10 protein-coding genes, 2 tRNA genes and 1 other RNA gene are annotated in these 12,063 nt (G+C 49.8%); 7 read left to right on the plus strand and 6 right to left on the minus strand.

From position 1 onward, the window contains the following. Positions 1-604: 604 nt before the first annotated feature. On the minus strand, positions 605-1,252 hold the full coding sequence (gene ychE / locus ACQ0PY_RS12945) for an NAAT family transporter YchE (RefSeq protein ID WP_043000505.1): 648 nt from the start codon (positions 1,250-1,252) through the stop codon (positions 605-607). Positions 1,253-1,728: 476 nt separating this feature from the next. Here ychE and adhE point away from each other — a divergent pair, with 476 nt between their 5' ends. Next, positions 1,729-4,404 carry a bifunctional acetaldehyde-CoA/alcohol dehydrogenase gene (adhE, locus tag ACQ0PY_RS12950; RefSeq protein WP_043000504.1) on the plus strand — a complete coding sequence of 892 codons (2,676 nt, stop codon included), beginning with the start codon at positions 1,729-1,731 and terminating at the stop codon, positions 4,402-4,404. A 139-nt stretch (positions 4,405-4,543) separates the two neighbouring features. Here the strand turns inward: adhE and tdk are convergent, their stop codons facing one another. Continuing rightward, positions 4,544-5,161, minus strand: coding sequence for a thymidine kinase (gene tdk, locus ACQ0PY_RS12955; protein ID WP_044257707.1), 618 nt, complete (start codon positions 5,159-5,161; stop codon positions 4,544-4,546). 604 nt (positions 5,162-5,765) lie between these two features. Here tdk and hns point away from each other — a divergent pair. After that, complete coding sequence (gene hns / locus ACQ0PY_RS12960; protein ID WP_042318627.1) at positions 5,766-6,179, plus strand: histone-like nucleoid-structuring protein H-NS; 414 nt, start codon at positions 5,766-5,768, stop codon at positions 6,177-6,179. Positions 6,180-6,318: 139 nt separating this feature from the next. Here the strand turns inward: hns and galU are convergent, their stop codons facing one another. From galU to rssA, 3 genes are all read right to left on the minus strand, one after another. Next, complete coding sequence (gene galU / locus ACQ0PY_RS12965; RefSeq protein WP_043000503.1) at positions 6,319-7,227, minus strand: UTP--glucose-1-phosphate uridylyltransferase GalU; 909 nt, start codon at positions 7,225-7,227, stop codon at positions 6,319-6,321. 200 nt (positions 7,228-7,427) lie between these two features. Then, on the minus strand, positions 7,428-8,441 hold the full coding sequence (rssB, locus tag ACQ0PY_RS12970; protein ID WP_043000502.1) for a two-component system response regulator RssB: 1,014 nt from the start codon (positions 8,439-8,441) through the stop codon (positions 7,428-7,430). Positions 8,442-8,533: 92 nt separating this feature from the next. Next, entirely contained in the window at positions 8,534-9,442 is a 909-nt protein-coding gene (gene rssA, locus ACQ0PY_RS12975) for a patatin-like phospholipase RssA (RefSeq protein ID WP_109740290.1), read from the minus strand. A gap of 111 nt (positions 9,443-9,553) precedes the next feature. Between rssA and ACQ0PY_RS12980 the strand changes: the two genes are divergently transcribed. The 5 genes from ACQ0PY_RS12980 to ACQ0PY_RS13000 all read left to right on the plus strand — a co-directional run bounded on the left by ACQ0PY_RS12980 (position 9,554) and on the right by ACQ0PY_RS13000 (position 11,449). Next, positions 9,554-10,009, plus strand: coding sequence for a YchJ family protein (locus ACQ0PY_RS12980; protein WP_109740291.1), 456 nt, complete (start codon positions 9,554-9,556; stop codon positions 10,007-10,009). A gap of 55 nt (positions 10,010-10,064) precedes the next feature. Continuing rightward, the gene (gene purU, locus ACQ0PY_RS12985; RefSeq protein WP_043000499.1) at positions 10,065-10,907 is read left to right on the plus strand and encodes a formyltetrahydrofolate deformylase; all 843 of its coding nucleotides are present in this window, start codon (positions 10,065-10,067) and stop codon (positions 10,905-10,907) included. A gap of 160 nt (positions 10,908-11,067) precedes the next feature. After that, positions 11,068-11,152 (plus strand) — tRNA-Tyr (locus tag ACQ0PY_RS12990). 35 nt (positions 11,153-11,187) lie between these two features. Beyond that, a tRNA-Tyr gene (locus ACQ0PY_RS12995) sits at positions 11,188-11,272 on the plus strand. 46 nt (positions 11,273-11,318) lie between these two features. Next, positions 11,319-11,449: non-coding RNA, RtT sRNA (locus ACQ0PY_RS13000), on the plus strand. A 95-nt stretch (positions 11,450-11,544) separates the two neighbouring features. Here the strand turns inward: ACQ0PY_RS13000 and ACQ0PY_RS13005 are convergent. Further along, positions 11,545-11,988 carry an Lrp/AsnC family transcriptional regulator gene (locus tag ACQ0PY_RS13005; RefSeq protein WP_044257703.1) on the minus strand — a complete coding sequence of 148 codons (444 nt, stop codon included), beginning with the start codon at positions 11,986-11,988 and terminating at the stop codon, positions 11,545-11,547. Between the last annotated feature and the right edge of the window lie 75 nt (positions 11,989-12,063).

Consider the following 12,063-nt stretch of genomic DNA (forward strand, 5'->3'; position numbering starts at 1 on the left):
ATCACCTTACGTCGATTCGTTATGCACCTCCCCTGTCAGGGGGCGCATGAATAGTGGCCAGACTGCTTAGTTGATATTTATTCTCATCAACAAGCAATCCGCTGCAATATGAACTGTCGGAAAGTAACAAAAGCATTTATTAACCGCCAATACAATTTACAGATTTGTTAAGCAATTCTCTTTTAGAGAAAAAATTGCGTTCCGGCGGAACGTTCCGAAACAAGCAAAATAACAACAATCGCTTAGCAATCAATCAATTATTGATACCCCATTCGTCTGAGACCCTTGATCTCTGCAAAAGGCGTATAAATATACAAAAATTTAACAATTGGTTATTTTTTAGCACATTCATCTGCGAGTTCATTGAATTAACTAATATCATCTCAATTATCCTTCAGCAAGCCCCGGATTGTGATGTGAGCAAAATAACAATGCAGAGCCTCGCAAAGGGATTAAAAAGACTGTTAAATCAAGGGACTTAATACCGACAGAGGCATCAGTGATTCCCGGTAGGCGGGACTGAAAGTAAGAAAGGTGACGAGACGGGATGATAAAAAAGACGGAGCCGTGAACAGCTCCGTGGGATATTTCATCTGAAAGCGAATTAGCTTAAAAGTCCTGGAAATATGGCCTTAATACCGGTGACAATAAACTCGATGCCCAGCGCCATTAAGAGTAGCCCCATAATTCGGGTAATCACGTTAATACCCGTTTGGCCCAGAACACGCACCAACCACGGTGCCATGCGGAAGAGTCCCCAACAGCACAGGGCAAAAAGCGCAATCGCCACAAAGAAGCCAAGCAGGTACATCACACTGTGATAACGCGTTCCCCACACAATGGTTGAACTGATCGCGCCGGGGCCTGCCATCAGCGGCAGCGCCAGGGGAACCACACCTACACTTTCACGGATCGCCGTTTCTGATTTTTCCTGCTTGTTCTGCTTATCCTCACCCAGTTTGCCGCTAATCATCGACATCGCAATGGTGACCACAAGGATCCCGCCGGCGATACGAAACGAATCAATTGAGATACCGAACAGTTGCAGAATGCCGTCGCCGAGGAATAGCGAGGTCCACAGAATGATCGCAACGGACAGGTTAGCAGTGAGGTTCGTTTTGTTGCGCGCCGCCGCTGTCTGGTAGCTGGTCATACTGATGAAGACAGGAATAATCCCAACCGGGTTCACTAACGCGAACAACCCGATGAAAAATTTAAAATAAACAGGAAAATCAAACAGCGTTTGGATCACGGTTAGCTCCGAAGCGTTAGCCGTATAAAGTAAGTTAAAATAACCGGGTAAAAACCGTGCTGAAGATACGCCTTTTCACAGCACATTTCACCAGGGCAAACGTAAAATTGCTACCATTCCTGAGTGTTACTAATATGTTTTAATTATGATAATTTGAAACCTATTCACCACTACAATTACACAACACTTAATGTTTAGGGCTAAAACAGCCTGCTGAAAGGTGTCAGCTTTGCTAAATCTTGATCCAGATCACGTAATCGCTACTCAGAAGTGAGTAACCTTGCTTACGCCACCTGGAAGTAACGCGTTAGAGTTAGATGACGCTGACGCATAAGCTCTTTTAGTAAATCAGAGCAAACTGAACGTTAAGTAACCAATTGATTTTCTGGCTGTTATACAAACTAACGCCCGCTGTCTATACTCACGTATCGAGCAGATGATTTACTAAAAAAGTTTAACATTATCAGGAGAGCATTATGGCTGTTACTAATGTCGCTGAACTTAACGCACTCGTCGAGCGCGTCAAAAAAGCCCAGCGTGAATATGCCAGTTTCACTCAAGAACAAGTTGATAAAATCTTCCGCGCCGCCGCTCTGGCTGCTGCAGATGCTCGAATTCCTCTCGCGAAGATGGCCGTTGCCGAATCCGGTATGGGTATCGTCGAAGATAAAGTGATTAAAAACCACTTTGCTTCTGAATACATCTATAACGCTTACAAAGATGAAAAAACCTGCGGCGTGCTGTCTGAAGACGACACCTTCGGGACCATCACCATTGCTGAACCAATTGGTATCATCTGCGGTATCGTACCAACCACTAACCCAACCTCTACGGCAATCTTTAAGTCTCTGATTAGCCTGAAAACCCGTAACGCGATCATCTTTTCTCCGCATCCGCGTGCAAAAGATGCTACCAACAAAGCGGCCGATATCGTACTGCAGGCTGCTATCGCTGCCGGTGCGCCGAAAGATCTGATTGGCTGGATCGATCAACCTTCCGTTGAACTGTCTAACGCACTGATGCACCACCCGGATATCAACCTGATTCTGGCGACCGGTGGTCCGGGCATGGTTAAAGCCGCATACAGCTCCGGTAAACCCGCTATCGGTGTGGGCGCAGGTAACACGCCAGTGGTAATTGATGAAACCGCTGATATCAAACGTGCAGTCGCCTCTGTACTGATGTCCAAAACCTTCGACAACGGTGTTATCTGTGCTTCTGAACAGTCTGTTGTTGTGGTTGATTCCGTTTACGATGCCGTTCGCGAACGTTTCGCCAGCCATGGCGGCTACATGCTGCAAGGCAAAGAACTGAAAGCGGTTCAGGACGTGATCCTGAAAAATGGCGCGCTGAACGCCGCTATCGTAGGTCAGCCTGCGTACAAAATCGCTGAACTGGCAGGTTTCACTGTGCCAGAAACCACTAAAATCCTGATCGGTGAAGTGAAAGTGGTTGATGAGAGCGAACCGTTCGCTCACGAAAAACTGTCCCCGACGCTGGCGATGTACCGTGCGAAAGATTTTGAAGACGCGGTCATTAAAGCGGAGAAACTGGTGGCGATGGGCGGTATCGGTCATACCTCTTGCCTGTACACCGACCAGGACAACCAGCCGGAGCGCGTGGCTTACTTCGGTCAGATGATGAAAACCGCACGTATCCTGATCAACACCCCGGCATCTCAGGGTGGTATCGGTGACCTGTATAACTTCAAACTCGCACCTTCCCTGACTCTGGGTTGTGGTTCCTGGGGTGGTAACTCCATCTCTGAAAACGTTGGTCCGAAACACCTGATCAACAAGAAAACCGTTGCTAAGCGAGCTGAAAACATGTTGTGGCACAAACTTCCGAAATCTATCTACTTCCGCCGTGGCTCACTGCCAATCGCGCTGGATGAAGTGATTACTGATGGCCACAAACGTGCGCTCATCGTGACTGACCGCTTCCTGTTCAACAACGGTTATGCAGACCAGATCACCTCTGTGCTGAAAGCGGCTGGCGTTGAAACTGAAGTGTTCTTTGAAGTGGAAGCGGACCCGACGCTCTCTGTTGTCCGTAAAGGTGCAGAGCTGGCAAACTCCTTCAAACCTGACGTGATCATTGCGCTGGGTGGCGGTTCCCCGATGGACGCCGCGAAAATCATGTGGGTGATGTACGAACATCCGGAAACTCACTTCGAAGAACTGGCGTTGCGCTTTATGGACATCCGTAAACGTATCTACAAGTTCCCGAAAATGGGTGTCAAAGCGAAAATGATTGCGGTCACCACCACTTCTGGTACCGGTTCTGAAGTAACTCCGTTTGCGGTTGTTACTGACGATGCGACCGGTCAGAAATACCCGCTGGCTGACTACGCCCTGACCCCGGATATGGCAATTGTCGATGCTAACCTGGTCATGGACATGCCGAAGTCCCTGTGTGCCTTCGGTGGTCTGGATGCCGTCACTCACGCCCTGGAAGCTTACGTTTCCGTACTGGCTTCTGAGTTCTCTGATGGTCAGGCACTGCAAGCGCTAAAACTGCTGAAAGAAAACCTGCCGGCGTCTTACAACGAAGGGTCTAAAAACCCGGTCGCCCGTGAACGTGTTCACAGTGCAGCCACTATCGCCGGTATCGCGTTTGCGAACGCCTTCCTCGGCGTGTGTCACTCCATGGCGCACAAACTGGGCTCACAGTTCCACATTCCGCATGGTCTGGCGAACGCCCTGTTGATCAGCAACGTTATTCGCTACAACGCGAACGACAACCCGACTAAACAGACTGCCTTCAGCCAGTATGACCGTCCGCAGGCACGCCGTCGTTATGCTGAGATCGCAGACCATCTGGGTCTGAGCGCACCGGGCGACCGTACTGCTGCGAAGATTGAGAAACTGCTGGCATGGCTGGAAAGCCTGAAAGCTGAACTGGGTATTCCGAAGTCAATCCGTGAAGCAGGCGTTCAGGAAGCTGACTTCCTGGCTCACGTTGACAAGCTGTCTGAAGATGCATTCGATGACCAGTGCACCGGCGCTAACCCGCGCTACCCGCTGATCTCCGAACTGAAACAGATCCTGCTGGATACCTTCTACGGTCGTGAGTTCTCTGAAGGCACCCCAGCGGCGAAAGAAGTAGCCGCTGCTCCGAAAGCAGAGAAAAAAGCAAAGAAATCTGCGTAATTCTCGCTGAACTGTTACAACGTAAAAGCGGCCTCTGATGAGGCCGCTTTTTTATCTCCGAAATCCGTCTCTGTTGTCGCCCCACGGTCGGGTCTGTAAACGGTTCAGCACGTCGCTAAGCGTTTATCAGTAGGTAAAATTAGTCGTGGCTATGGCGTTCCTGTATCGCCGTCAGAGAGCCCTCCTCCAGCGCTTCCTTATAATGCTTACGACAGACCGAGACATACCGCTCGTTGCCGCCAATAACTACCTGCTCGCCTTCATTGTAGGGTCTGCCCGCCTGATCAAGACGCAACACCATACTTGCTTTACGCCCGCAGAAGCAGATCGTTTTTAATTCCACCAGCTTATCTGACCACGCCAACAGGTATTGGCTACCCACAAACAGTTCACCGCGAAAATCAGTGCGTAATCCGTAGCACAACACCGGAATATCCAGTTGATCAACAACTTCCGATAATTCATAAACCTGCTGCCGGGTTAAAAACTGACATTCATCCACCAGCACGCAATGAATAGGTTGACGCGCATTATCGGCTGCAATCTCTTCATACAACGATGAATTCTGGTTAAACAATTTGGCGGGAGAAGACAACCCGATACGCGAACTCACTTTCCCCGCACCATAACGATCGTCTATTTCCGCGGTATATACGACAGTACGCATCCCGCGTTCCTGGTAATTGTATGAAGATTGCAGTAAGGCTGTCGACTTACCTGCATTCATTGCTGAATAGTAGAAATATAGCTGTGCCATCGGCCACAGACCCTCACCAAAGTGAAATAAAGACGGGGCGCAGTGTAGCATAATTTCAATCGTTATCGGTGCCAGGTTCTGTTCTCGTTGGCTATATCTTCCGCCTCCCCCTCCCGGCGCGAGAAAAATCTGTAGGGCCGAATGTACAGAAAATACGAATTAACAATTGAACAAACAATGCGCGGCGGCTCCCATTCTTGTCGTAATGTGCGTTTGATATTCATCAACGCTGCTTATCAACGCTGACCTAATGGAAACCCTGAACTTATTGTTACTGTTCTACATAACTGTTGCGAAGTAATAGACTGTGCCCATCAACAAAACTAATACAAAAGGTTGAAATCACTACAATGAATGTCTATTTCATCATGTGAAAATGTGACCTGAATCCGGATGTTCTCGCCTGAAAAAAGGAGTAACCGCTCAGCCAATAAGCCTTTTTTTGTGCGTTCCTTCAAGAAAAATTTAAGTTCGGATATTTATTGCAGGCAAAAAATAAAGGGCAATTTTGAATTCCTTACATTCCTGGCTATTGCACATCTGAATTTAACGCTCTATTATTAGCTCAACAAACCACCCCCAATATAAGTTTGAGATTACTACAATGAGCGAAGCACTTAAAATTCTGAACAACATCCGTACTCTTCGTGCGCAGGCAAGAGAATGTACCCTTGAGACGCTGGAAGAAATGCTGGAAAAATTAGAAGTTGTTGTTAACGAACGTCGTGAAGAAGAAAGCGCGGCAGCCGCTGAAGTTGAAGAGCGCACTCGTAAACTGCAACAATATCGTGAAATGCTGATTGCTGACGGTATTGATCCGAATGAACTGCTGAATAGCATGGCGGCGGTTAAATCCGGTACCAAAGCTAAACGTGCAGCGCGTCCGGCTAAATATAGCTACGTTGACGAAAACGGTGAAACTAAAACCTGGACTGGTCAGGGTCGTACTCCGGCAGTGATCAAGAAAGCAATGGAAGAGCAAGGTAAACAACTGGACGATTTCCTGATTAAGGAATAATCTGTAATCTCCTTGCTTAAAATCCCGCGCTCTGCGGGATTTTTTATGCCTGCAATCTGACGATTTCTCATCAAGCGTTGGTATAAAAAAACGGCGCTGGATGTCAGCGCCGTCTCAGTTCGTTAATTATAACGTCTGGTTACTTTTTAATACCCATCTCTTCTTCGAGCCAGGCCTTAAATTCGCTACCAAGCGAATTATGTCGAATGCCATATTCCACAAACGCCTGCATATAACCTAATTTATTGCCGCAGTCGTGGCTCTTTCCTTTCATATGGTAGGCTTCAACAGTCTCTTTTTCGATCAGCATGTCAATCGCGTCGGTCAACTGAATTTCGTCACCCGCGCCTGGAGGGGTTTTCGCCAGCAGAGGCCAGATGTCCGCGCTCAACACGTAGCGGCCAACAATCGCCAGGTTTGACGGGGCAACATCGGCTTTCGGTTTCTCCACAACGCCCACCATTGGCACGCTCTCACCTGGTGCCAGCGGTACGCCTTTACAGTCAACCACACCGTATGCGGTCACATCCGCGACCGGTTCAACCATAATCTGGCTATTTCCGGTTTCATCAAATCGACGGATCATTTCAGCCAGATTATCCTGGGATAAATCGGACTCAAACTCATCAAGAATAACGTCAGGCAAAATAACCGCGACAGGTTCATTACCAACCACGGGATGGGCGCACAATACCGCATGGCCCAGGCCTTTTGCCAGCCCCTGACGAACCTGCATTATCGTGACGTGTGGGGGACAAATAGACTGAACTTCTTCGAGTAGCTGGCGCTTAACGCGTTTTTCCAGCATCGCTTCCAGTTCGAAACTGGTATCGAAGTGGTTTTCGATCGAATTTTTCGAGGAGTGCGTCACCAGTACAATTTCAGTGATGCCCGCAGCAATACACTCGTTTACGACATACTGAATTAATGGCTTATCAACCAGCGGCAACATCTCTTTCGGGATCGCTTTCGTCGCCGGTAACATCCTGGTTCCTAATCCCGCTACCGGGATAACGGCTTTTTTGACTTTCGTGTTAATGGCAGCCATTTAAATTCTCCTGGACTGTTCATGTATTGAACGTGTTCATCAATCTGTATCGCATCGAGTATATCAGGACTGACACAAGCCTCAGGTCCGAAAAGGATGCGTGTTCGTATAATTAAGATAAATACGTATAAGACTGGCGCAGATAGTAACACCCGCAGAGAAAGGCAGATACGGCAATTTGCATCCGCCCTCTCGATTGTTCATTCCGCAGACAACATAAGACGTAGCCGACCTCCTGCCCCCCAAATTTGACACTGCCAGGCGTCGCAGCGTTGGCTAATTTGGTTAAGGTAAGTATTACCCAACGTTCCCAGTGGAACGCCGTTACTGATCTGCACATTATGCAATCCGGTATTTAATGTCGCATTGAGTCCGGCAGAAACCAGAATCAGATTTTTAAGCTCACTGTGATAATAGCCAACTAATAGCGGAAACTGTCCGGGTAAATTGGCCTGGCGAAGCAGATGGTTGACCTGTTTCAATAATGCCCCCAGTTCCGGCAGACGCTGATTCTGATGTGCAAGTTGATCCTGTAACAGACCATTAAATAACGCCCGCAGGAGTAACGCCGCCAGCACACCGTTGTCGCCAGCCCGGGTAACGTCCAGACAATAAAATGCGAGATCGTTATCCGAAAGTGGCGCGATATCCAGCACCAGTCCAGGCTTATCCGCCGAAACCAGTTGTCGGTAATTGACCCGGCAATGCGAAATAATCTGCTGCACCGGAGGCTGAAGTTCCTGAAGTAATTTTGCCGCGGCGGCAGGATTATCCACCATCGCATCCCAGTCGCGAAACAGGCGCTCTTCTTCTTCAACCCGGGAATTAAACATATTCGGATACAGGCAGGCAAACACCGTTTCCCGCAGTCGGGTCAGGTCTTTCACCGGCTTCAGCAGGACGTCATCTACGCCAAGACGTAAAGCTTTGGCAATATCCGCCATATTTTCTGTCGCCGAGATCACCAGAATCGGCGTCTGGTCACCGCGATTACGCAAATGCTCCACCAGACTGAGGCCGTTCATTCTTGGCATTGCAAGATCGCAAATCATGAGATCGGGTGTGAAATCAGCTAAACGGTCCAGTGCTTCTATGCCATCGGCCGCCAGTGCTGTTGTCGCTCCCAAAGAGGAAAACCACGAATCCAGAAGCGAGCGGAAAACCGGCTCGTCCTCAACGATTAGAATCTGTTTTCCGACCAATGGCTGCGTCATGTTCTCTCCCCTGACTGGCTTTACTCAATAGTGGCATGCTATTGCCACACACGCCTGTCAGAATATGCTTAAGTGTAGTTAAAAATGGTGCGTCAAACGCCGGCACGCACCAGAGGTAAAAGCTCGTCCATCTTTTTCTCTACCGCTAATCGCCCTGCTTCTATGGCAGAGCTGGCGCGATGAAAATCCAGGGTGGAGATTTGTGGACAGAACGGTTGAATTAAGATATCCGGCGGGTCGCCCGCCATGCGATTACGCTTGAGACGATTTTCCAGCACCTGAATCGAGGTGGTCATGATTTCCATCGCGGTTGGCGCTGTCACCACACGGCGGGCGGTAATATTGCCCAACCGTTCTTTCAGGCGCGCATGCCAGGAAAGTCCGTCATTATCCCCCTCCGGGCTGTCATCGCTGACGTTCAATGACAACAGATCCTGTTGCATCAAATGCGCGTCGTGTTGCAGATCGACGGCAATCACAATATCCGCGCCCAGCGCGCGGGTCAGTGAGATGGGAACCGGATTAACGACGCCGCCGTCCACCAGCCAGTAGCCATTGTGAGCGACGGGCGACATCAGGCCGGGAATACTACAGGAGGCGCGAACGGCAAGATGGAGATCGCCCTCCGTAAACCATAATTCACGCCCCGTGCTGAGATTGGTCGCCACCGTCGCAAACCGACGGCTGCACTGTTCAATTTCAGCCACGGGCATGACGTTGCGATATTGATTAAAGACGCGCTCGCCGCGCAACAGTCCGCCCCGACGCCAGGAGAGATCCATCAGACGCAGGACATCCCAATAGCTGAATGAACAGACCCACTCTTCAAGCGCGGGCAATTTGTTACAGGCGTAGGCGGCACCAACCAGCGAACCGATGGAGCACCCAGCGACGATATCAACACCAATGCCCATGTGTTTGAGGGCTTTGATGACACCAATATGGGACCAGCCTCGCGCAGCACCTGAGCCCAGCGCCAGACCTATTTTCATTTTTCTCATTTGACCAACAAACTTCCCCTGGCTTACGGGCGTAGCAACATCTCCAACGCTCAGTTAACATAGTGCTACCCAGGCTTTTTTATACGCCGTTTTTTTATCAGGGAGTTTTTTGTGTCTCAGCTTTGTCCCTGTGGTAGCGCAGTCGAGTATAGCCTATGTTGCCACCGATATCTGTCTGGCGAGCAAGTCGCACCCGATCCATTGCACCTCATGCGTTCGCGCTACTGCGCTTTTGTGATGAAAGACGCAGATTATTTGATCAGGACCTGGCATTCGGCCTGTCACGCGGCCCGTTTCCGGGATGAGATCGGTGCCGGATTTGCCACAACTGAATGGCTGGGGCTGACCGTTTTCGAACACACCGTGTCTGAGGCGGACAACACCGGTTACGTCAGTTTTGTCGCCCGTTTTCGCGAACACGAAAAACCAGGGGCGATCATTGAACGCTCTCGTTTTTTAAAAGAAAACGGTCAGTGGTACTATATCGATGGTACACGCCCGCAATTTGGACGCAACGACCCCTGCCCTTGTGGCTCAGGTAAAAAATTTAAAAAATGCTGCGGCTAGTCAATTGCCCGACAGTATTCACTCAGCAAACATCATCAACAGGATTACCGCTGCAATGCATTCTTTACAACGAAAAGTGCTTCGTACCATCTGCCCTGACCAGAAGGGGCTTATCGCGCGTATTACGAATATTTGCTACAAACATGAACTGAATATCGTGCAGAACAATGAGTTTGTAGACCACCGCACCGGTCGTTTTTTCATGCGCACCGAACTGGAAGGCATTTTTAACGACGCCACGCTGCTGGCCGATCTGGATAGCGCCTTACCGGAAGGCTCCATTCGCGAGTTGAATCCTGCCGGGCGCCGTCGCGTGGTGATTCTGGTCACCAAAGAAGCGCATTGTCTGGGCGATCTGTTAATGAAAGCCAACTATGGCGGTCTGGATGTGGATATCGCCGCCGTGATTGGTAATCACGAAACGCTGCGTTCGCTGGTCGAGCGTTTTGAAATTCCTTTCGAGCTGGTCAGTCACGAAGGATTAACCCGTGAAGAGCACGATCAGAAGATGGCGGACGCGATTGACGCGCACCAACCGGATTACGTGGTGCTGGCGAAATATATGCGCGTGCTGACACCGGAGTTTGTGGCGCGCTTCCCGAACCAGATTATTAATATTCACCACTCGTTCCTGCCGGCGTTCATCGGCGCACGCCCTTACCACCAGGCTTATGAGCGCGGGGTGAAGATCATCGGCGCGACGGCACACTACGTGAATGACAATCTGGACGAAGGTCCGATCATCATGCAGGACGTCATCCATGTGGATCACACCTACACGGCCGAAGACATGATGCGCGCCGGGCGCGACGTCGAAAAGAACGTTCTGAGCCGCGCGTTGTATCAGGTACTTGCCCAGCGCGTGTTTGTGTACGGCAACCGGACGATTATTCTTTAATCGACTGAGAAATGAATTGGTTAGCTTTTACGCCTTTACGGGTAAAAATCAGGCAACCAGTTTATTTTTCTCGCCGGAATGCTTTACAGGGGCGCATCATTTGATATGATGCGCCCCGCTTCCCGAAATGGAAGCAGGCCAGTAAAACGCATTACCCCGTGGTGGGGTTCCCGAGCGGCCAAAGGGAGCAGACTGTAAATCTGCCGTCATCGACTTCGAAGGTTCGAATCCTTCCCCCACCACCATTCACGCTGTAAGTTCTGACAATATATTTACCCCTGGTGGGGTTCCCGAGCGGCCAAAGGGAGCAGACTGTAAATCTGCCGTCATCGACTTCGAAGGTTCGAATCCTTCCCCCACCACCATCACTTCCCTGTTATCCCTTTGCCAAATCAATTGATGTTTCCCTATATTCTGCCCATGCGGGGAAGGATGAGAAGCTTCGATTAAGGTTCGATTCGAGCGTAGCGAGAAAGCGTTGCCGCAGGCAACGACCCGAAGGGCGAGGCGCAACGCGCCGAGTAATCCTTCCCCCACCACCATCACTTCCCTGTTATCCCTTTGCCAAATCAATTGATGTTGCCCTGTATTCTGCCCATGCGGGGAAATTTCGATTCGAACGGCACCCAGCAAAACGCTACATCGGTGGCAATCTGCGCTTCACCGGCGAGCTTTTCACGATCGATGTATTACACTGCGCATGCTCGGAAAGTCCATCAAGCAAGGTATCGAGTTGATCGATGGTGCGCACCACCAGCCGGATAACGAAACAATCCTCGCCGGTCACTTTGTCGCTTTCAATACATTCGGGCATCGCCTGAATATATTTATCCACTTTATGAAGCAGGCCCGGTAAAGGCCGAACCCGTACCAGCGCCTGCAAGGTATATCCCAGCGCAGTCAGGTTTACCTGCGCGCCATATCCCTGAATGACGCCGCGCTCTTCCAGGCGTTTCACACGCTCAGCGGTACTCGGTGAAGTCAATCCTACCCGACCACTCAATACCTTTAATGACATCCGCGCATCTTCTACCAGACACGCTACTATCCGTCGGTCGATTTCATCAATAAGGTCATTCATCAATTTTTCCTGATAATAAAAAGTTATTCACGCATTTCACCTTATATCAACGCTGTAAAAGCGAACAGCCATTTT

This window comes from Citrobacter sp. LST-B2, assembly GCF_057983045.1.